22 protein-coding genes and 1 pseudogene are annotated in these 20,073 nt (G+C 35.0%); 16 read left to right on the top strand and 7 right to left on the bottom strand.

Features of this window, described 5'->3' with window-relative positions:
- The 8 genes from ACLPIE_RS17320 to ACLPIE_RS17285 all read left to right on the top strand — a co-directional run bounded on the left by ACLPIE_RS17320 (position 1) and on the right by ACLPIE_RS17285 (position 4,903).
- Complete coding sequence (locus tag ACLPIE_RS17320; RefSeq protein ID WP_430262965.1) at positions 1-630, top strand: fimbrial protein; 630 nt, start codon at positions 1-3, stop codon at positions 628-630.
- Positions 631-644: 14 nt separating this feature from the next.
- On the top strand, positions 645-1,175 hold the full coding sequence (locus tag ACLPIE_RS17315) for a fimbrial protein (RefSeq protein ID WP_430262964.1): 531 nt from the start codon (positions 645-647) through the stop codon (positions 1,173-1,175).
- A 41-nt stretch (positions 1,176-1,216) separates the two neighbouring features.
- Positions 1,217-1,744, top strand: coding sequence for a fimbrial protein (locus ACLPIE_RS17310; RefSeq protein ID WP_430262963.1), 528 nt, complete (start codon positions 1,217-1,219; stop codon positions 1,742-1,744).
- A gap of 38 nt (positions 1,745-1,782) precedes the next feature.
- Positions 1,783-2,310, top strand: coding sequence for a fimbrial protein (locus tag ACLPIE_RS17305; protein ID WP_430262962.1), 528 nt, complete (start codon positions 1,783-1,785; stop codon positions 2,308-2,310).
- A 41-nt stretch (positions 2,311-2,351) separates the two neighbouring features.
- The gene (locus ACLPIE_RS17300; RefSeq protein WP_430262961.1) at positions 2,352-2,900 is read left to right on the top strand and encodes a fimbrial protein; all 549 of its coding nucleotides are present in this window, start codon (positions 2,352-2,354) and stop codon (positions 2,898-2,900) included.
- 14 nt (positions 2,901-2,914) lie between these two features.
- Entirely contained in the window at positions 2,915-3,457 is a 543-nt protein-coding gene (locus tag ACLPIE_RS17295) for a fimbrial protein (protein WP_430262960.1), read from the top strand.
- A 50-nt stretch (positions 3,458-3,507) separates the two neighbouring features.
- The gene (locus tag ACLPIE_RS17290) at positions 3,508-4,020 is read left to right on the top strand and encodes a fimbrial protein (protein WP_430262959.1); all 513 of its coding nucleotides are present in this window, start codon (positions 3,508-3,510) and stop codon (positions 4,018-4,020) included.
- Positions 4,021-4,345: 325 nt separating this feature from the next.
- A complete protein-coding gene (locus tag ACLPIE_RS17285; protein ID WP_430262958.1) occupies positions 4,346-4,903 on the top strand; it encodes an MrpH family fimbial adhesin in 558 nt (185 codons plus the stop codon).
- Positions 4,904-5,281: 378 nt separating this feature from the next.
- On the opposite strand, the pseudogene ACLPIE_RS17280 reads toward ACLPIE_RS17285, so the two are convergent.
- Positions 5,282-5,484, bottom strand: a pseudogene (locus ACLPIE_RS17280) (IS256 family transposase); the annotation flags it as partial.
- Between the two features lie 1,626 nt (positions 5,485-7,110).
- Between ACLPIE_RS17280 and ACLPIE_RS17275 the strand changes: the two are divergent.
- The 8 genes from ACLPIE_RS17275 to ACLPIE_RS17240 all read left to right on the top strand — a co-directional run bounded on the left by ACLPIE_RS17275 (position 7,111) and on the right by ACLPIE_RS17240 (position 14,221).
- A complete protein-coding gene (locus ACLPIE_RS17275) occupies positions 7,111-7,668 on the top strand; it encodes a fimbrial protein (RefSeq protein ID WP_430262957.1) in 558 nt (185 codons plus the stop codon).
- Between the two features lie 57 nt (positions 7,669-7,725).
- A complete protein-coding gene (locus ACLPIE_RS17270) occupies positions 7,726-8,301 on the top strand; it encodes a fimbrial protein (protein ID WP_430262956.1) in 576 nt (191 codons plus the stop codon).
- Positions 8,302-8,363: 62 nt separating this feature from the next.
- Positions 8,364-10,868, top strand: coding sequence for a fimbria/pilus outer membrane usher protein (locus ACLPIE_RS17265; RefSeq protein WP_430262955.1), 2,505 nt, complete (start codon positions 8,364-8,366; stop codon positions 10,866-10,868).
- 69 nt (positions 10,869-10,937) lie between these two features.
- Entirely contained in the window at positions 10,938-11,675 is a 738-nt protein-coding gene (locus tag ACLPIE_RS17260; RefSeq protein WP_430262954.1) for a fimbrial biogenesis chaperone, read from the top strand.
- A 39-nt stretch (positions 11,676-11,714) separates the two neighbouring features.
- Positions 11,715-12,113 (top strand): hypothetical protein, encoded by a 399-nt coding sequence (locus ACLPIE_RS17255; RefSeq protein WP_430262953.1) that lies wholly within the window; start codon positions 11,715-11,717, stop codon positions 12,111-12,113.
- On the top strand, positions 12,106-12,639 hold the full coding sequence (locus tag ACLPIE_RS17250) for a fimbrial protein (protein ID WP_430262952.1): 534 nt from the start codon (positions 12,106-12,108) through the stop codon (positions 12,637-12,639). The genes ACLPIE_RS17255 and ACLPIE_RS17250 overlap by 8 nt, the downstream gene beginning before the upstream one ends.
- The gene (locus ACLPIE_RS17245; RefSeq protein WP_430262951.1) at positions 12,639-13,181 is read left to right on the top strand and encodes a fimbrial protein; all 543 of its coding nucleotides are present in this window, start codon (positions 12,639-12,641) and stop codon (positions 13,179-13,181) included. The genes ACLPIE_RS17250 and ACLPIE_RS17245 overlap by 1 nt, the downstream gene beginning before the upstream one ends.
- 26 nt (positions 13,182-13,207) lie before the next feature.
- Complete coding sequence (locus ACLPIE_RS17240) at positions 13,208-14,221, top strand: hypothetical protein (protein ID WP_430262950.1); 1,014 nt, start codon at positions 13,208-13,210, stop codon at positions 14,219-14,221.
- A gap of 131 nt (positions 14,222-14,352) precedes the next feature.
- Here the strand turns inward: ACLPIE_RS17240 and ACLPIE_RS17235 are convergent, their stop codons facing one another.
- From ACLPIE_RS17235 to ACLPIE_RS17210, 6 genes are read right to left on the bottom strand one after another with little or no spacing between them, the layout of a single operon-like run.
- On the bottom strand, positions 14,353-15,381 hold the full coding sequence (locus ACLPIE_RS17235; RefSeq protein ID WP_430262949.1) for a hypothetical protein: 1,029 nt from the start codon (positions 15,379-15,381) through the stop codon (positions 14,353-14,355).
- A gap of 15 nt (positions 15,382-15,396) precedes the next feature.
- Positions 15,397-15,927, bottom strand: coding sequence for a fimbrial protein (locus ACLPIE_RS17230; protein WP_430262948.1), 531 nt, complete (start codon positions 15,925-15,927; stop codon positions 15,397-15,399).
- A 17-nt stretch (positions 15,928-15,944) separates the two neighbouring features.
- Positions 15,945-16,445, bottom strand: coding sequence for a fimbrial protein (locus ACLPIE_RS17225; protein WP_430262947.1), 501 nt, complete (start codon positions 16,443-16,445; stop codon positions 15,945-15,947).
- Positions 16,438-16,848 carry a hypothetical protein gene (locus tag ACLPIE_RS17220; protein ID WP_430262946.1) on the bottom strand — a complete coding sequence of 137 codons (411 nt, stop codon included), beginning with the start codon at positions 16,846-16,848 and terminating at the stop codon, positions 16,438-16,440. Before ACLPIE_RS17220 ends, ACLPIE_RS17225 begins: the two co-directional genes overlap by 8 nt.
- 22 nt (positions 16,849-16,870) lie before the next feature.
- Positions 16,871-17,581, bottom strand: coding sequence for a fimbrial biogenesis chaperone (locus ACLPIE_RS17215; RefSeq protein ID WP_430262945.1), 711 nt, complete (start codon positions 17,579-17,581; stop codon positions 16,871-16,873).
- An 8-nt stretch (positions 17,582-17,589) separates the two neighbouring features.
- A complete protein-coding gene (locus tag ACLPIE_RS17210; protein ID WP_430262944.1) occupies positions 17,590-20,061 on the bottom strand; it encodes a fimbria/pilus outer membrane usher protein in 2,472 nt (823 codons plus the stop codon).
- Between the last annotated feature and the right edge of the window lie 12 nt (positions 20,062-20,073).

Here is a 20,073-nt window from a genome sequence, read left to right as displayed (position 1 = left end):
ATGAGGCTATCTAGGGAGTTCTTGAGGTCACTGAGCTATTTGTTAGGTAGCCTCTTATGTGTGAGTGTTGGTTTTCCAGCGTTTGCTGGGCTGAAGGATATCGGATATCGCAGTGTAGATAATTGGCAAGTTGACGGTCAGCATGGCATTTTGCATGTTAAAGGTGCATTAACTGACAGTCCTTGTCGTTTGGTTATGAGTTCTGCAGATCAAACTATCATGCTCGGTACAGTACCGGTGGGGGATTTTCCTTCAATAGGAACACAAGGAAAAGCGACAAAATTTAATATTGAACTAACTAACTGTTTAGCAGTAGAAAATGCCAGAATGAATCGACAGACAGGGCAAGTACCTTGGAGCTTAGATCAACCTGGCTTTTCAATGCGTTTTACTGCGGTAGATACAGATAGCTCTGGTCGTTATGTAAAATTAAATGGTATTTCAGGCTTAGGGTTGATGATCAAAGATAATAATGGAAAAACCTTAAAACTAGGACAGTATAATGACCCTTCTTTTTTACCAGCAGGTCAGACTATTTTAACTTATAACGTTGTTCCTGTGCGGGTCCCAGGACCGTTTTCTCCCGGTGCATTCTATGCTGCAATTGGGTTTCAGCTTAGTTATGACTAAGTAGAATGAGGGATATGATGAAAATAAGCACTAAGAGTATCTATTTAGGATTATTGCTGAATGCCTGTTATTTTTTTACATCACCAATGTGGGCCGCTCAATCAGTAGGTTTGACGATAAAAGGAAAGCTCACTATTGATGACCCTTGTCAGATCTCTGGTCAAAATGGTAGCCCCATATCAGTAAATTTCGGTGATATGCCTATTTCTGATATCACGGGGAATAACTTTGGGCAATCTATACCTTATAAAATAAGCTGTTCACCCGGCTCAGATACTCTCATTATATTAACTTTTGTTGGTGCAACTATGTCTGGCCAACCGGATGCCTTAGCGACTGATAATAAAGATTTAGGTATTCGATTTCAATATTCTTTAAGCGGAACTAGAAATTTTGCCAGATTAAATACTGATTTTGTTGCATTTAATAGTAAAGGAGAATTGCCTGTTATTACGGCTTATCCGAGAGTTTATAATGCCAATGTATCGGCAGTTAAAACAGGAGCCTTTTCTGCAAGTATCACATTACGCGCTGATTACCCGTAAATAGGCGAACTTACTGAGTCAATTAAGAGTGAGTAGTAGAAATGAATATACATAAATTGATAGGACGGCTCTCTTTAGGGGGACTACTCTTTAGTCTGACATTCTCTGTATTTGCGGGTAATAGCGTCCAAATTAATTTAAGAGGAAATCTTCTTGGTTCTCGGCCTTGTGATATAGCCGCAAGTGATGGCAAAAATACGATATCTGTCAATTTTGGCGATATGGTTATTCGATATATCACGGGGAATAATTTTGGGCAACCTGTACCTTATAAAATAACTTGCCCGCCAGGTTCAGATACAACTATTGTGCTCTCTTTTTCTGGCACAACTGTACCAGGTCAAGCGGATGCACTGGCGACGAATAATAAAGATTTAGGTATTCGGTTTCAATATTCTTTGGGTGGGACGAGTAATTTTGCCAGATTAAACACTAAATTTGTTACATTTGATAGTAAAAACCAATTACCTGTAATTACAGCTTATCCGAGAATTTACAATTCCAATCTATCGGCAGTTAAAACAGGAACCTTTACTTCAACTATCACATTACGTGCTGATTACCCGTAAATACTCAAACTTACTGAGTAAATGAAGAGTGAGTAGAAATGAATATGCATAAATTAATAAGAAAAAGAGTCTCTTTAGGGGGGCTGCTCTTTAGTCTGGTATTCTCAGTATGTGCGGATAATAGCGCCCAAATTAATTTGAGAGGAAATCTTCTCGGTGATCCACCTTGTGACATTTCTGCAAGTGATGGCAGAAATACGATATCTGTCGATTTTGGCGAAATGTTAATTACTAATATGGATACAACTGTTGCGGGAAGAACATATAAAAAACCATTACCTTATAAAATAGTTTGTACAACACCAGTAAATACTGCAATTAAAGTGACACTATCATCTGATGCGCCATCTTCTTTTGATAGTCGGTTTGTATCAACTAACAATGTAAATGTAGGGATTATGTTTTTAACAAATAATGCATTATTTAGTCGGGGAACTAATGCGTTAATGAATTATGGAAATGAAGCTAAATTTGAGGTAGTTCCTATTAAAAATGGTGCAGCTAATATCAAAGTCGCGGCGGGTGATTTAACCTCAACAGCAACATTAACCGTTAGCTACCAGTAATATCTTGTCTGGTAAAATATTTAAAAGGCAGAGACATTAATATGAATAAAAAAAGAGTAAATATTAGTCTCATAGTGATGATATTAACCATCACTATATCGCTGCTGCTAAATAGCAAAATAGCGACTGCGGATACTAATGTTGTTGTGAACATGAAGGGTAGATTACTTGATTTTCCGCCTTGTGAGGTTTATGGATTGCAAGGTAAGGGTAACCCTATTCACATTGATTTTGGTGAGATAGGTATTCAAAGAATTGATGGTCAACGTTATAGGCAAGATTGGACATTAAAAATAGCCTGCGATGCTGGTTTAGGAAGAGATGTTCCAATTGCGTTAACTTATACGAGCGGAAGATCAAGCTTTGATAACTTAGCGATAGCGACAAACAAAACTAATTTAGGCATACGTGTTTATCCTGTGAATACTTCTGGCGAACCAATAAAAATAAATACACCGATGACTATAAGAATGTCATCAAATGGTTATAAAGAAATACCTTTATACTCCGTTCCAGTAAAAAGGTCGGGCGGTAATCTCACCGCTGGTAAATTTAGCGCTACGGCAACAGTCACAATAACTTACCCATAGCATTAGGAGAATCTATGACAAAAATTAACCTAGCTATAGTAGGGGGGCTCTTAGGGCTCACAAGTCAAGTAGCATTGAGTAATAATGTTAACACCGTAAATTATGAAGGTACGTTAATTAATATGCCCTGTATTATTGATGAAGATACACCGATTTTGGTAAATATGGGTAACCTTGTTGATCATCAAATTTATTTACATGGTCGTTCTATAGCAAGAAAATTCGAATTAATATTAAAAGAATGTGACCCATCTCTGGCAAACAGTGTCAAAATAACTCTGCAAGCTCCACCGGGTAATATTACCACTGATGGATACTTAGAGTTTGATAGAGGTAGTACTGCAAAAGGGGCTGTTATTGGTATTTCTGAAGAAGGCTCAATGCAAAGCAACCGAGTTCTGATTGGCTCGTCATTAAAACCAAAAACCCTTAAAGCGGGAACGATGACTGTACCGTTATATGCGTATTTGTCAGCAAAACCGGGGGTTGTGGCGGCAAAATCAATTGTTCCGGGACCTTATACGGCAACTCTGTATTATTTACTTAATTTCGAATAAATATTCAAAATTAATTTATTTATCATTTTGATAAATAGGATGAGGACTTTATGCATAAAGCTATTACCCCATATTATTGGTTATATTTACTCATGTTAGCGAGTATAGCTGGGTATGCTAACCCACAAGTTCAGGTATATGAATATACAATCAAAGTGAACGTACAAACTAGAACGTGTGATATATCAAGCACTACAGGTAGCAATATGATCACTGTCGATTTTGATACTATTTCAAAACAAGGGATTTTAAATAACCAATATGAAAGAACTATTCCATATAGAATTAGATGTAGTGCGAATTCATCATTAAAAATAAAAATACAAGGTGATGGTACTTCATTTAATACGAATTTATTAAAAGTTAAAGATAATGCAGATTTAGGTTTTCAGTTTAAATATAATAACAGTATCTTTAATATAAATACATTGTCGAGTAGTTTTATGAGCAGTAGTCCACCGATATTGAAAGTATCACCTAAAATTGCTCCATCTAAAGAGAATACGATAAAAGGCGGTGATTTTAATAGCTCAACAGCTAATATTATTATCGAATATTCGTGATAAACGAATTCATTATAAAAATTAATTAGTGAGTTTTTAAATGAAAAAGCAGCTAGCTTTATTGATGACAATAATTTCTTCATTCTATGTGAATGCTGAGGTTCAAAAACCCAATCTTATACTACAACCTGTACAGGTAAAAGCTATTAGTGGTTCTCGAATTTCATTTAGTTGGCAATCTATACCGGCAGATGACCGATATGATGACCTTATAACGCCTTACACTGCTTTTGGAATTTTTTTAGTTCAAGGTGTAGATCAAACGCGTGGTAGATGTTTAACTGAACCAATGGCTGGTCCTGGTAACTTTCGGCGTTGTGTCTATATGACAGCTATGAACACAACTGCAGCGTCGGTACCTCGTTCATGGAGAGCTTTCCAAGCGCAATGGGCTAGGGGATATGGCGAATCAGGGTCAGGAGTAGCGGACATGCAAACTGAAGCGATTGTTGATTGGTCGTCTATCTATTTGTGTGCGGGCGCTATACGTGGTTCAATAAATGGAGTATATATGTCCTATTATCCGTCACTAGGATGTATATCAGTACGTCCGCCAAACGTATCTTGCACATTTTCAGCATCTTCATTAGTGTTAGATCATGGTACGTTATCTGAGCAAAGTATCAACGGAAATAAGGCGACCTCTAATATTAATATCCAATGTAATAATGCCGCTACATATAAAGCGAATATATCGAATACAGATGTTGATTTAGGTGGAGGTGTCCGTTCAACAGTTGCATTTGATGGATATGCAAATAACGCTAATGTTAGCGTGGCTAATTCAAAAGTGCTGACGCTGAGCTCTACATTACGAACTTCAGGAAGTGTAACGCCAGGTGAGCATACTGGTAATACTGTTATTTTGTTTTCAATACAATAAGAGCTTATTGTGATATTTTGTAGCCTTAAGAAGATAAGAGTAGTGATTTCTTGATAATAGAATTGAAGTCACTTAAGTCTATCTTATTAGAAAGCTTTTTTAGTATATTCATTAATTCGTCGATATGAAGTGGTCAATTAATATTGGCCACTTCATTAGACTATTTGTAGAATAGTCGCTCTGATGCCGCTGTAATAGTCCCTGTAAATAATTCTGTGTATTTGACTTTCATTAAATGTGGTCGTCTAGGTGGTCATCGAATTCAATAATAAAACGGCTCATTGCCTGTTTCCAGTTTTGAATTGGCATACCCCCATTTTTACCGGCTGATTCAATCACTAAATAAATCATTTTTCGTACAGAATCATCGGTGAGTCATGTTTTAGATGCATAACCATTGCGGGTGTTAGAGCCTGTTTTAGCGCTATTTTTTGCATGTCCCAATGCTCAGTTAACTCAGTGTTTAATGCCGTTTCAACGGTTAATTTGGTTAACATACGAGTGAACTGATTAAGGTTAGCTTCGGTTTTAATGCCTTTTGCAAATTCTGCTGCAAGGGCTTTTAGTTTTTTCTCATCCATAATATGTCTGCTTTGTTGTTGGATTTAACATGTCAAAAACAGGCAAATACACAATTTAAATTACAGTCTCGATGAATTACAAACATATCAGCTCAGTAGCTACTCAACGGATTCCCCTTTTAATAGTTTAACTAATTTAGCTAGGTCATCAATAGGTTATCTGAAATGAGCTTAGGACCATGATCGACTCTAATCTGTTTCGGCAACCCTCTTAATGTTCAAGTACCCCAATAACGAGTTAAGCTGGTAAGGACATGCCAACCTCAAGCACCAAGCATTCACATGTTCTTTCATCAATAATATTGAGAGTTTTGAGTGACACAATGGTTAGGGCCGAAAATCTAATTATAGCTGTCTTATTTTCGGGGAAGTGGACAGTGACCCCGTGGTATGCCTATTACATGGATGAGTTTGAGGTTAGCTTGGATAAGTGAGTTTTAATTGATTCGCGGCTATATTTACATTTACAAATAAAGATGGCTATTTTGTAAGTATTATTACCAAGAAAAGTTGAATGGATGAATAGAGAGGTGATGAAAACATTTTCATTAGTTAATGTTTCATACAAATCGACATCATCATTTATGAATATATTATTCAATATGGAAGATATAGGCTTTAGTATGAAATTATTATTTATCGTTATAAAAATTTTCTTATTTATTGGTAGGAATAATCTCAATTAGCGAGTGCTTATGATTTATTTAATTTAATTATTTTCCCCATCCATTATTTTTAAATACTATTTTGTTTCAGGCTTATTTTAATATGTAACAAAATAAAAAAAGTTTTAGTTTAAATAATAAATTCGCAATAATTTGACTGTATTACAACCTGTTGTTTTTTTCATTCATTATAACTCGTGAAAGGCTTACGTGCTGAATTTAAATGGTTTTTTCTCTATGATGACCTTGTGTCGCGATTAAACCCTTATTGTGAATAGGGTTAAGCTATCAAATTTAGTTTATCAATCGATATAAACGTTTTTACAGTGGGGGGATTGGTGGTTATCTTTTACACGTAGCGGGAGTTTGTGGTGATTTTTAATATTCGATATTTAAAATTAACTTACACACCTTACACGGCAAAATAAAATTACACACGTTATTTTAATTGCATGAAGATAATATTTTATAGACGTAAAAATAATAAGCAGTCTATGTGTTGAATAAACTGATTGACTAATTTTTTTATGAGTCACGGTTTACTAAATACTTAACTGGTAATTAATAAATATATGCTAACAACACATTTCTCGCTCTGAAAATGGTGTGACAAGTTTATACATTTTGAAAAGCTAGATACTATATTTTCAGTATTAGACATTAATTGGTCTAATTTTATCTAAGCTTACTCGTTATTCGAGTTGTGAATTGTGTGTTTAATATTGAAAATAAAGTGACATGATTTCAAAAGTAAATAGTTTTATCTGTTTAGTTAGAATTGTTACTTTTTTTGAGTAATGTTAATGGCCTTTTGTTATCTGATTCGTATTTAATGAATTTAATTGATGTTGTGTGTTTATTCTATTTATGCACAGCATTATGAGAGTGTAGATAAACTCGAAAATTATTCGAGAGTTTATTTTAATTTAAATTATTACTTTTATTCTTATTAGAGGATTTTATGAAAAAATTAGCGATTGCAACTGTATTGGCTGGAACAGTTGTTTCATTTAGCTCAATGGCGACTAACACAGGTATTATCAATTTCGAAGGTTCTGTCGTCAATTCGCCTTGTAATATTGAGCAATCATCAACAAAACAAACTGTAGATTTTGGTCAATTATCTCGTAAAGCACTGGAAAGCGGTACTGCCGCTGAAGCTGATTTTGATATTAAGTTCACTGGATGTGACTTTACTAACTTCAGTCAAACAACAGGAGAAGATGGCAAAGTCACAATTAACCCAGTGAAAACAATGTCACTGACTTTCACTGGCCAAACTTATGCAGATACAGCACAAACCATGTTAACGACTTCAGCAGGGAACGCTAATAACTTAGGTATTGCTATCGATGGTTTTACCTTCGGAACTGCTCAAAACGTGTTACCACGCATTGCAAATGAGATTGGTGATAATACTTTAAGATTTAAAGCGTTAGCTAAAGCTGTAGACACTCAGAAGGCTGTCGGTGAAGGTCGCTTTAGTTCGATTGCAAATTTCCGTATTACTTATCAGTAAAAGTTCTTTATTAACCGCCAAGTTTATTGGCGGTTAATAAATCCTAAGCAAGGGAAGATGATGATACTGGCATATCAACCTTATATCCGAAAAGCACTATTAATTTATTTTTGTAGTTGTTTCTCCGTCTTTGCTGCAAAAAATATTGGTGTGCGACATGAAGGAACTACTGAAATGGTTGGTAGTGTGATTGCTGCACCTTGCTCTATTGCGATGAAAGATAGTCTCCAAGTAATTGATTTTTCATCATTGGCGTTAGCTTCGTTATCAACAAAAACATCAAGAGAAGCACAGCGTCAACCCTTTGATATTGAATTAACTCATTGCGGTAGCGTGTTTTCTTCACTTGATAGTAAAACGTGGGTCATACGCTTTGATGGTAATCGAGCAAGTAATATTAATGCTTTTGTCTTACAAGGTTCTTCGGAAGGATTAGGCGTTTCTGTTCTTAATAACACAATGGAGACGTTAGTTCCGGGGGTAGGTTATCCATTGAGTCATAGTGTTCTAAGACAAGGAAAGTCAGGTCAAACACTTTTATTACGCTATTTTTTACAGCTTGATTTTACAGGGAAGCCGATACAGGCAGGCCGTTATCATGGGCTAATTCGTTTTTCTATTGATTATCAATAAACAAAGAAAATAGCCAATGCTTTGTATTGATTGATTTTTGCTGTCTTCGGAGTGGTATAAGCATGGCGTTTTCATTTTCAAAAGTTAGACAGGCAGTTTTGATGGTATTAAGCTTTACCGCTTGTACAGCTTACTCTTCCGAATTTAATACCGATATTTTGGATGCTGAAGACTTAGAACACGTCGACATAAGTCAGTTCTCTGTCGCAGGTTATGTCCCTCCTGGTGATTATGTATTAACTGTTTTTGTCAATGGTCAACGTTTAGGCGCACCTCGGGATATCCATATTCTTGAGCAAACTGAGCCAAATCAAACTGAATTACAAACAACGTGTATTCCTGTAGGGCTATTAGACCTTCTCGGACTCAAAGATACAGCAAAAGAAAAAGTACGCCTTTCACATGATGAACAGTGCTTGGACTTATCCGCCCTTACGGGGACACAATTAAAAGTTGAACTTGCAACGTTATCGTTAAAAATAACAATTCCACAATATTGGCTAGAATATCAAGATCCTAGTTGGATTCCTCCTGCATTATGGGAAGAAGGGATTAATGGCGCGTTGATTGATTATAATGCGAATTTTTCCGCAACAAAAGAAAACAAGGGCAATAAACAAGTTTATATATCTACGAATGGAACTGCCGGTTTAAATCTCGGCGCTTGGCGTATTCGTGGAGATTTCAATGGATCATATCAAAAGCAACATGGAAGTGAACAATCACAGGAGTCGCATGAGTTTGATTTTAGTCGGCTATATGCATTCACTTCTATTAAAGCCTTATCATCTATTCTGGCGTTAGGGGAAAACTATTTTTATTCCGATATTTTTGAGTCGTGGCAGTATACAGGGGTTTCATTAGAGAGTGATGATCGCATGTTACCGCCTAAACTTGTGGGATACGCTCCAGAAATTGTCGGTGTTGCAAATACAAATGCAACGGTAATTGTGCGCAGTAAAGAACGAGTACTGTTAGAAACAACCGTACCACCAGGACCTTTTCGTATTCAAACGTTAGATAGCGGCGTACGGGGTACGCTTGATGTTACTGTGCGTGAAGAAAACGGTGAAGAGAAAAAATTCAGTGTCAACACTGCATCGTTACCTTATTTAACTCGACCGGGTCGCCTAATCTATAAACTTGTTGCAGGTAAAACACGTTATAATGGTCATCAACTAAAAGGGAAACCTGTTGCTAGCGGTGAGTTATCCTATGGTTTAACTAACGAATGGTCTCTCTATGGCGGATCGCAGATTAACGCTGATTATCAGACTGCCGCGATCGGTGTTGGGCGAGACTTATTTGCATTTGGGGCTATTTCTTTTGATGTAACGCAGTCTGTGGCGCGATTTACTCAAGAAACACTGAAAGGCCGCTCGTATCGCGTAAATTATTCAAAATCATTTGATGTATTACGTACCGATATTACGTTTGCAGGATATCGCTTTGCTGATAAAAACTACCGAACACTCGGTCAGTTTATGGATGAAGTTAGCTTTGGAAGTGTAGCTCTAGCACCGAAAGAAACTTATCAAATCTATCTCAATAAATACTTTGATAATTTCAGTTTATCACTGAATTATGATTACAGTACGTATTGGTATGATAAATCACAAACGCAATATGGTTTATATGCTAGTACGAATATTAGCTTACCAGGGCTTTCTTTGCAGGATGCAACGTTATCATTATCTGCCATCCGTACAGAGCGTGATAATGGTTATAAAGATGACTCAGTGAATCTTTATTTAAATGTTCCCCTTTATAATGGCCACAGTTTATCATTTTCTGAGTCATATTCAAAAAATGCAGGGTATAACCAATATAATCATGCGGTAGGTTATAGCGGATACAATGAGCGAGATAATTACAGCGTAAACGTTGGATATAACCATGGACAGCTGTATGACAGTGAATCCAGTATCAGTGGTTATTACTCAAGAGATCTCTCTCAAGCCAATCTTTCGGCAAATGCGAGTTATGTTCCACAACAATATCGCAGTATTGGTATGTCTATTAATAGTGGAATAACTGCAACGGCGCACGGTGTTGCATTACATCGTGGTTCAGCTGGCGATACTCGATTAATGATTGAGACCCCAGATGTAGGAGGAGTTCCTCTTGATAATGGAACAATTACAACTAATCGATATGGTGTTGCTGTTATTCCAAATGTGAGCAGCTACCGTAAAACCGAAGCTTCAATCAATATCAGTAAATTGCCGGACAACTTAGAAACATTAGAGTCTTCTACCGATATTACCTTGACTAAAGGCGCAATTGGTTACCGTAAGTTATCGGTGATGAAAGGGGAAAAACTCTTTGCTATTTTGTCATTAGGTCATGATAAAACACCACCATTTGGTGCGAGTGTTCGTAACGCCAATAATATTGAGTTAGGAATTGTAGGAGATGATGGCGTTACATGGTTAGTTGGGGTTTCTCCTCATGAAGATTTGTCGGTTTATTGGGGGGGGCAAGTGCAGTGTAAGTTATCGCTTCCTGAAAACTTAGATACATCGAGTAATATGTTATTATTACCATGTGCATCTATGACGAAATAAGTATTGATGTCGATAATAACTAACTCGAATTAGCAGTACCTATATTTTATTTGTTTATGAGGTTTTATTATGTTGAATTTATTTACATCTCAGCGTTTATTCACGACGTTGGTTTTTACGACTGCATTTTTATCAATGAATGCGTATAGTGCGGTGACGCTCGATAGAACACGGATTATTTTCCCTGGTTCGGAAAAATCAATTAATATCACGATATCAAATGATAATCGAGAAGAAGCCTATTTAGCACAAAGTTGGATCGAAGACTTACAAGGTAATAAGTTAACTAAAGGGGCTATTTTAGCCACTCCTCCCTTACAACGTGTTGAGCCATCCAGTAAAAGTTTAGTTCGCTTAAGCACAACACCAGAAGTCAATAAATTACCACAAGATAGAGAGTCTGTTTTTTATTTTAATTTGCGAGAAGTTCCGCCCAAAGCGAATGATGGAAATACATTGCAAATAGCATTGCAGTCTCGCGTAAAATTATTTTATCGTCCAAGTAGTATTTTAACAGAATCAGAGACTCAGTGGGCGAATAAGGTCACTTTGACAAAAATAGCGAATGGTTATCGTTTAAATAATACGACCCCCTTTCATTTGACAATCATTGGTTTTGGGGGGAGTAAACAACAAGCTGAAAATAATAAATTTGATGTTACCATGGTCGCTCCAAAATCGTCATATGATATAGTTTCACCTAATTTATCAAAGCCTTATCTTACCTATATAAATGATTATGGTGGGAAGCCATCATTGGTTTTTAAATGTGAAAATTCAGTTTGTACTGTTTCTGGTGAAGAATAATATTCAGTAAGTATTGTTGTATTAATAAGGAAAATGAGAATGAACAGTCAACGAAAAGCATACCTGCGATTTTTCATGATAATGCTTATGATTGGTAATATAACTAGCATAAAAAATGCATTTGCAGACTTGGCTGTTAATCAATCTCTATATGGTCAGATACAAGTTTATGTTAATTTATTAAATACAGCATGTAATTTATCCGTAAATCATAAAGAAATCATGCTAACACGTTGTGGAGCAGGGGATGCCTTTAATGATCCGACTATTTATAGCACAACGACATATACACCTGTGAAGTTACAATTCTATAATGTGGAGAATGCTCAGTTATCTCGAAAGTATTCTGTATATTTAGCAAATGGTGATAATAAAGTTTCATTACCGTTTAACGTGGATAAATATCAAACATTACGCCTTGAGGTCAATTATGAATAAGAACAAAATAGTCAGCTGGGCTTTTTGCTTATCATCATTGCTTACTTCCTTATTATCTTTCAATGCTCAAGGTGTTGATATGGAATTTAAAGGTGAGCTTGTCGATACCGCCTGTAAAGTAACGTCTGAATCTTTAAATCAAAAAATCACTATTTATAATGTACGATTAAAGTCAATTAATGAAGGAAAACCGAGTGCGATAACTCCGTTTTCAATTACTATTGATAAATGTAGTGAGACCGACTTAAAAAAAGTAATTAAATTAACTTGGAGTAGTAATCAATTACTTAATATAGGTAATGACACCTTTTTAAATACCCAAGGCGATAGTGGTGTTCTTTTAGGGGTGACGGATAAAGACGATAAATTAATTGTATGGAATCGCCCTATTACTCTTGGTTCTGTTCCTGAAGTTGGAAAAACTCGAGAATTAAATTTTGGTGTTTTTGCTCGAAAGCCTGCGACTAAAGAAGCGAAGGCTGGGAAATTCTCCGCTTCAATTACTTTTACTGTGGAGTATGAATAATGAGTAAAATAAACATAGTCTTTATGTTTTTATTTGGAGGTGGGTATTTTTTTACGTCTAATTCTTTTGCCGTAGATGTCCCAATAACTATATCAGGAGTGATTAAAACTGCACCTTGTATCATAAATAAAAATGAAAAAATAGTTTTTAACTTTAACACTATCCAAATGGATAGTGTTGATAACGTTAGTAATTTTATTACAAAAAACATTCCAATCGATTGTCAATATTATCAAGGTAAGCCTTACGTTAATATTGTTGGGGATAAGTTAGTTAATGCACCCAGTAATGTATTACAAACGAAGGGAAATACAGGATTAGGGATCGCGCTATATCAAGGAAACAGTGTCAATAGTTCTTATCCTATTGCTATTGACAACAATATCAATAATCTTGGCAGTGAAATTATAAATGGATTAAGTGGTAAAGGGCAAGCCAATGGAAACTTTTCGATTACAGCAGTTCCTTATGCTGTAAACGTCAATAAATTAACTCCAGGGAAGTTTGAATCAACCGCCAAAATAATTATCACGTACAACTAATAACAACGAATCGGATTGGGTATAATATGATAATTAAGCGTAGTTTTTTTATTTTAACTTTATTAAATCTATTGTGTTTTTCTGTGACGAGCAAAGCCGACTATCGGCACTTTATTTGGGTTGTTTCAAATCCGGTCAGGATGGATGATGTCGCAATTAAATATAATGATAAAAGCGTCAGTGCGTCGTCAACAATGAACGGTGGATGGAGTGGTAATCACAGTTCAAGAAATGTTTATAGTAATTGTAAAGGACCCGTATCCAACGAAAACACGGTAGTAACCCAATCGAAAACTGCATGGCTTATTATGCAAGATAAGGTGTATATAGGTAATATTCCCATAACAATAAGCATTGACACATATAACGGCTGGAGGCGACCAGATCAGGCGCAAAGACCAGGGTATATATCAAGGGTAAATCAAATATTAGTTCAAACTCCTCTCGGAATTTGTTATCCATTATATAGTACCCAATGGGTTGATTTTCATTGGGCTACGCCAAGAATTACGGTAAATATGCCAGTTAGTAGTTTAGCGCCTGGATCTTATCGAGTTCCCGTAAATTATTATTACGCTTTCGAAGAAAATAAACACACTGTTGATGATGGTGGGCCATCACAGAATGTGCCTTCATTAATTTTAGGAGGAGCTGGAACTAGATCTACATTTTATTTAAATATTACTGTAGAATCTAAATGTGATTTTAGTAGTAATCCAATTCCATTAGTACATGATATTACTTTAGGTGATGAGTCTAGTTATACAAGTAAAGTAGCAAGTTATAGTGTATCTTGTTCTAAAATAAATCCAGTTAAAATGGAATTAATTGGCTCAAGTAAACCGACAGGAAAAGGTATAAATTTCACAAAGTGTGGTGAAGGGGATTGTGAGTTGACTTTTAATGATGGAACAGCCATAAGCGAAGATAAAATCACAGGGAAAAAAGATTATTTAATTAATTCGAAGTACCATCCAAATGATAAAAGTAAAACAGGAACATTTAGCGGAGCTGGGGTGTTAAGAGTAACAATAGAATAATCTTTTAAGTTGATAAAATTTTGCTAATTATTTAATGTTATTTTTAATAAAACATCAAATACATATTCTATGTTCTTCTATATCCTAGTCAGTAAGGTAATTATAAAATTTACTGACTAGGATATATTTATTTAAATATATTCAAAAATTAGTACGCCACCACCACTTATATTACCAAAAGATGCATTAGCACGGCTTTTTCCTAAGGTCACCCCTATATCTAATGTTTTACTTGTAATGTTTTGGAGAGTTGTGGTTAATTGTTTTCTACCATCAACGGCTAATTCACCGTACCAGCCAGATGACACGCTACCCAAATCTAAACTTGTACGAGTTGGATTTGCGCTATCGATAGGTTTTGATGGCTGATAAGTTACCTTAATATTCCCTGGATGCACACAGCTAACAGTTAAATTTTTAGTTTGGCTTACACCCTCAGCTGTTGCTTGTGGTAAAGCACCAAAATTAAAATCTAGGATTTCCTTATCGACACGACATGTATTGACAACTTTAACATAAAAAATCAGTTCAGCAGAGTTTTTAGGTTGAATAAGCGCAACAGAACTTAGCCATTTAGATGGTACTGTTGGGTTTCTTACACCAAATAAAGTTGTCATTACTTTAATTTCATGTGGTGTATTCCTGATCGGTAGATCAGTACGACTAATTAGCGTAACAGGTGTTTGCCCATTAAATGGTTGTGGGATATACGGCCTAGCATTGCATTGCGCGCGACCTACATTACCTATACTTTGGCCTATCTTTGCGTATTGTGCATTTGGATATCCACTAATTTCTCCCAATGAATTAGGTAATTCAATTGTAAAATTATATTTTGTATTGGTAATGGGGTCGACATACTCTGCTGTATTAGGCACGATAACATATTGTTCGTTCGTTGAACCTGGGGTATTACCGTATGGAGGACATGCACGAGGCCCCCATGCATACTCAGTCATTTTACCACCCGAACTACTTAGGTTGGCAATCAATGTTAAGTTTACACCATTAAAGTTAGCGCCAGTCCAAGTTGTATTTGCTGTAAATTGAGTACCACTATACCCCATGACAGTCCAGTCATCTGGATTACCTGCTGCGAAGCTAATACTTGAAATCGTCAGTAGTGAAACAGGTAATAAATAAAAAGCGGATTTCATCATAACATATAGTCCAAGTTATAAATAACTCATTAGGATAGCAACAGTACTGTCGAAGCTACCTTCGGTTAATAATAATTTATTGGGAGTAATCAACGAAGCACGAAGGATAAATGAGCCTTGCAGCTCATTACTACCAAAAGGTATCCACTTATTTAAATCAAGATTAGCATTACTTTTGGTTAAAGAGATGCCTAGTCCATTTTTTGATGTTCGTAATACGTTATTACCTACTTGTGTATAGACACCATATTTTGTTGGGTATAAATATAAGTTCATGACTTTATTAGCTGGAACAGAACTTCCTGTACAGCTATATTTTAACTGAATATCCTTATAGGCAGTTCCATTTTCAACCTCAGAAAAGTCAACATTATCAAAATTCACAAATAAAGGTGATTCATTATTCTCACCAACAAGGGTGCAAACTGGAGCAACTATCGTTGCGGTAATATTAATTTTTACATCAGCACGACCACTATTAAATTCAGCAGCAGTTGCTATACTAGAAAAAAGTAATAAGAATAAGAATGCTTTTCTTATTTTCATTATATAACTTCCTATTGTTAGTTATAATTAACCATAATGCTTGCAGTACCATGTATGGTCCCAGGCCTAGCAAAGTCACCTTTTTTTAGATATGTATTTAGTACTAACTCTGCTTTATTTTCTGAGCTTACTCTAACCTCAAGAGGTTGATTAAAAGAAACTAGCTCGCCATTAAGATTTTCAAGACCAACGATTAGTCCTGTTCCCCCTTGTGTCGTTAAATAATCAATTCCATTTTGTTTATATATATTTGTAGAAGATAATGAAATTTTTATTATTTTATCCATCATGGTAGGTGTACAGTTTTCAAACTCAATTTTTAATAACTTTTTATCTGAAATATTACCGGTAACCTCAATATAACCTAGAGAGTAAGGAATAAACTGAATTGTTATCTCAGACTGTTTAATTTCACATTTTTTATCAACTAGATTCCCATTAAAATTAATAAGTAAATCGCTCGAGAAAGCAATTGGAGTCATAGTAATAAGCAATATAGAAAATATGAATTTAATCATAATTTAACTCCATGATAGCTGAGCTGCTTTTAGTATTTTTAGTTTGTATATAAAGTACATTTTTACCAGAATAAAGTGGATGATTAATATCATATGATGATGTTGTTATGTTGTTTTTTTCGACTAATCTAGCCTTTGCTCGTAAAGGTATTTTAATGTTTTGGTTGTTTACTAAGCATTGTTCTAGTTCAATTAAAAAAATACCATTATTATATTCATCATCCAAAATAACGCACGGAGAGTACATTAATCCTAGTTTAAAATGAAGTTCCCCACTTAAACCATCCATTTTATTAGCTGATGTTGCATCATGTGATGGAAAATAATAATTTTCATCATACTGACTAGCTACACTACTTAATGAAATAAAAAGTGAGAAAAATACTACTGGAAAATATTTCATTGTACCCTCGTTTTATAACTGTCTATTGTTGACTATCAGCTTTACATACTGATGATTTGCAGTTAAAGGAGACTGTTGGCCTACCACCGTAATCATTTATATAAGTTAAGTATGGCTTCTGAAAGTGTGTGCTTTTAACTTGATGACTTCCGAAAGGGTCGATCATAAATGAATCAAATGCACCATTTTCAGATTTATTTTTATCTCCTGCTAACCCAATGACGGTTAAATAAAATGGTGAGGTATTCTTAATAATATACCCATCATTCACCGTGTTTAGCTCTAAATCTAAGGCCCAGTCAGTTTTTGCTTTATCTAAAATAGACTCTGGGCGATAAAATAATTTAATTCTTGATTGTAATGCAACTTGCATTACGTTTGGCTTATCACTTTTCGGTGGTATCTCTCTTAAATTAAAATAATAAATAGATTCTCTATCCTTTGGTAATTTAGATACATCCGTAGTTGAAATTCGGATCATACTCTTTATATTTGGTTCTAAACGCTGAACTAATGGTGTTGCAATTAATGGCCCGGTCGTGATTTTATTTCCATCTTTATCATCAATCCAAGCTTGAGCCAAATACGGTAAAGTATCACTCTGATTTTCGATGTTAATAACTACAGGGGTAGAATCACCTTCTACTATTGCTCTTGTTCTATCAAGAGATACTGCTGCTATGCTATGTTGTGCTATCAATAATAGTGGGATTAATAAAAATTTCTTTTTCATAAAATTCTCTATTTTTCACAAATTAAAATAATTTGGTTTGCATTATCTAAATTGGGTAATGTTGTAGTACACTGATTTTTATTAGACCAATTAATATTTAGCTTTTCTTCTGATTGAACAGCTGTTAACCATACTAATCCGTTATCGCTAATTATCCCTACTTCTCTACCTTTTTCATTTAGTACTTGAGCACCAAATGGAGGAGAACCTGAATTATCTGCCATTTTAATAGTAGCAAATAACTTAAATCCCTTATCTGCACTTATTTTTCTGTATCCGATTGCACCTTCCGTTAATGCGATATCATATATCGTATTTGATGATTCAATATTATCGGGTAATTTACTCATATCAACGTTATAGCTATTTTTATAGTAGCTAGTCATATTTGGAATGACGCCAATTCCCATTCCATTTGTTACCGTTGTACCATTATTTAAAGGAACATCAGCAATATTATTTGTATCTATCATTAACCTAGAAGCAGATGAATATGATGAGCTATGCAACGCAATACCATGCTGTGTTAATGTTACACCACCATTTAATCCCATACCTAAGCTAGAATCGCCTTTATCTGAAACTGAAATATTGCTAGTTAAAGACGCGTAACGAGTTTTTAAATCATACATACCTGCTAGCGTACTTTGTTTTTTAGCATCCTTACCATAGCTTGTTGATGCACTTAAGTTATAGTAATCATTATCCTCAGTTAAGGTCGATACAGAAACTCGTGAATTATAAGTGTCATTATATTTCATTGTATCGAAAGAGTAGAACTGCTTACCAAATGGAACTGAAAGCATCAAACTGATTTGGTCATCATATTTATTTTGATAATAACTTCTGTTTGCTGATAGCGTTATACTTCCTCCCTGTAAATTTAAATAAGGAATATTAACGCTCTTACCTATATTTAGACCGTATTGATGGGTTTGTCCCCGATCCCAATACTGTTGTAATTGATAATTTAAATTTATGTTAAATTCACCTAAACGCTTTGAAAGGCTTATTTGATAGCGTTCTTTTTCATTATCAATAAATTTGTCATTTCTTAGATCTAAATATTGAGACATGGTATAAAATTTTCTATCTGTAAAGCGATACCCCGCAAAAGTTAGATCCATGTCATAGTCATCAAAAGTTTTAGAATAGTTAATACTATATGAGTTACCTGATGGACTATCGTGATCTAACTGTGCAAAAGAGCGAGCTATATTTACAGATAAAGCACCAAACTGGTTCATAAATCGCCCAAAGCCTAATGAAATTTGCTGATAACCTTGGCTTATATCTGAAGCTGCATTTAATGACCAATTATTATTTAAACCATGTGAGGCTTCTCCCCTGAAGAAAAAAACACCTCTATATACTGAGTGATCTCGTTTAATTGGTTGCCCTGCAGTTACATTATATCGAGTAGTTCCAGGACGGGTTAAATAAGGCACATTAGAGCTATTAACAATAAACTGTTGTTCAGACCCATCTTGCTCAATAACTTTTACATGCAATTCACCACGAGTACCACTATTCAAAGATTGAATTTTAAATGGACCAGCAGGTACATTGCCATCATATATTACTCTTCCTAATTGTGTGATGACAACGCGAGAGTTAGTTTTAGCTATTCCTGTAATTTCAGGAGCATATCCTCTTAGTCTAGGAGGTAACATTGAATCGTTTGTAAATAAAGATAATCCTGTAAACCTAAATGGTTCTAATATCTGTGATGGTGTTGTACTTTCACCGACAACTAATTTAGCGTCTAGTTCTTTAATGTTTCTATATAAATAAATTGCATTAAATAAGAAGTTACGAATAGTTGATGTTTGGCCATTAGACTCTTGTCTTTGATAGTTTCCATAATATTCGCTTCGTAAGCGCCAAGCACCCATATTGGCGCCAAGATATCCGCTAATCGACGCAATTTGGTTTTTTAAGCTGTCATTATCACTATATTGATAGTTGGCATTGTAATCTAATAATAGTCCGCCAATACCCTCATCCCAAAGGGTCTTAGGTAACCAGTTAACATCCATATACTCTAAATACAGTTGAGGTATATTTAGAGTTACAGTTCCTTCTGGTAAGTTTGGAGTAACACTAACACCTTTTAACGCCGAGAAATCAATGCATTCTCCATTGTTCCAATAGGCTAATTCTTTTATATATTTTTCTTTAAGACCTAAGCTATTAATATAGTTTTTATCAATACAGATATCACTCACAGAATCATCGTTATCATTACCTATAATTTTAATAGGAGCTGCGGATTGAGTTAATTGAGTACTATTAATTATTATATTGAAAAAATAAGTCCCAGGAAGAATAAAATTTGGATTTTTAAATCTTGATACGTCAATATTAGCTTTATCTGCGCTATCAAGTATATCTGTATTGAACTCTACAGAATAGGATACTTTGGTAAAGCAAAGCATCGACACCATTAAAATGGTCATTTTTTCTTTTATTGATAACATCCGCAAATACTC

The sequence above is a fragment of the Providencia sp. Me31A genome (assembly GCF_050487165.1).
In the GTDB taxonomy this organism is placed as follows: Bacteria; Pseudomonadota; Gammaproteobacteria; order Enterobacterales; family Enterobacteriaceae; genus Providencia.
Note: the sequence above shows the minus strand (reverse complement) of the source record. Positions and strands in the feature narration are given on the sequence as shown.

What these genes read in the sequence shown, in the direction of transcription:
- ACLPIE_RS17225 (WP_430262947.1), bottom strand. Translation starts at nt 16,445, where the DNA reads ATGATTAAATTCATATTTTCTATATTGCTTATTACTATGACTCCAATT.
- ACLPIE_RS17270 (WP_430262956.1), top strand. Translation starts at nt 7,726, where the DNA reads ATGATGATACTGGCATATCAACCTTATATCCGAAAAGCACTATTAATT.
- ACLPIE_RS17320 (WP_430262965.1), top strand. Translation starts at nt 1, where the DNA reads ATGAGGCTATCTAGGGAGTTCTTGAGGTCACTGAGCTATTTGTTAGGT.
- ACLPIE_RS17315 (WP_430262964.1), top strand. Translation starts at nt 645, where the DNA reads ATGATGAAAATAAGCACTAAGAGTATCTATTTAGGATTATTGCTGAAT.
- ACLPIE_RS17265 (WP_430262955.1), top strand. Translation starts at nt 8,364, where the DNA reads ATGGCGTTTTCATTTTCAAAAGTTAGACAGGCAGTTTTGATGGTATTA.
- ACLPIE_RS17275 (WP_430262957.1), top strand. Translation starts at nt 7,111, where the DNA reads ATGAAAAAATTAGCGATTGCAACTGTATTGGCTGGAACAGTTGTTTCA.
- ACLPIE_RS17285 (WP_430262958.1), top strand. Translation starts at nt 4,346, where the DNA reads ATGACAGCTATGAACACAACTGCAGCGTCGGTACCTCGTTCATGGAGA.
- ACLPIE_RS17260 (WP_430262954.1), top strand. Translation starts at nt 10,938, where the DNA reads ATGTTGAATTTATTTACATCTCAGCGTTTATTCACGACGTTGGTTTTT.
- ACLPIE_RS17250 (WP_430262952.1), top strand. Translation starts at nt 12,106, where the DNA reads ATGAATAAGAACAAAATAGTCAGCTGGGCTTTTTGCTTATCATCATTG.
- ACLPIE_RS17215 (WP_430262945.1), bottom strand. Translation starts at nt 17,581, where the DNA reads ATGAAAAAGAAATTTTTATTAATCCCACTATTATTGATAGCACAACAT.
- ACLPIE_RS17235 (WP_430262949.1), bottom strand. Translation starts at nt 15,381, where the DNA reads ATGATGAAATCCGCTTTTTATTTATTACCTGTTTCACTACTGACGATT.
- ACLPIE_RS17240 (WP_430262950.1), top strand. Translation starts at nt 13,208, where the DNA reads ATGATAATTAAGCGTAGTTTTTTTATTTTAACTTTATTAAATCTATTG.
- ACLPIE_RS17300 (WP_430262961.1), top strand. Translation starts at nt 2,352, where the DNA reads ATGAATAAAAAAAGAGTAAATATTAGTCTCATAGTGATGATATTAACC.
- ACLPIE_RS17290 (WP_430262959.1), top strand. Translation starts at nt 3,508, where the DNA reads ATGCATAAAGCTATTACCCCATATTATTGGTTATATTTACTCATGTTA.
- ACLPIE_RS17295 (WP_430262960.1), top strand. Translation starts at nt 2,915, where the DNA reads ATGACAAAAATTAACCTAGCTATAGTAGGGGGGCTCTTAGGGCTCACA.
- ACLPIE_RS17310 (WP_430262963.1), top strand. Translation starts at nt 1,217, where the DNA reads ATGAATATACATAAATTGATAGGACGGCTCTCTTTAGGGGGACTACTC.
- ACLPIE_RS17230 (WP_430262948.1), bottom strand. Translation starts at nt 15,927, where the DNA reads ATGAAAATAAGAAAAGCATTCTTATTCTTATTACTTTTTTCTAGTATA.
- ACLPIE_RS17305 (WP_430262962.1), top strand. Translation starts at nt 1,783, where the DNA reads ATGAATATGCATAAATTAATAAGAAAAAGAGTCTCTTTAGGGGGGCTG.
- ACLPIE_RS17245 (WP_430262951.1), top strand. Translation starts at nt 12,639, where the DNA reads ATGAGTAAAATAAACATAGTCTTTATGTTTTTATTTGGAGGTGGGTAT.
- ACLPIE_RS17210 (WP_430262944.1), bottom strand. Translation starts at nt 20,061, where the DNA reads ATGTTATCAATAAAAGAAAAAATGACCATTTTAATGGTGTCGATGCTT.
- ACLPIE_RS17220 (WP_430262946.1), bottom strand. Translation starts at nt 16,848, where the DNA reads ATGAAATATTTTCCAGTAGTATTTTTCTCACTTTTTATTTCATTAAGT.
- ACLPIE_RS17255 (WP_430262953.1), top strand. Translation starts at nt 11,715, where the DNA reads ATGAACAGTCAACGAAAAGCATACCTGCGATTTTTCATGATAATGCTT.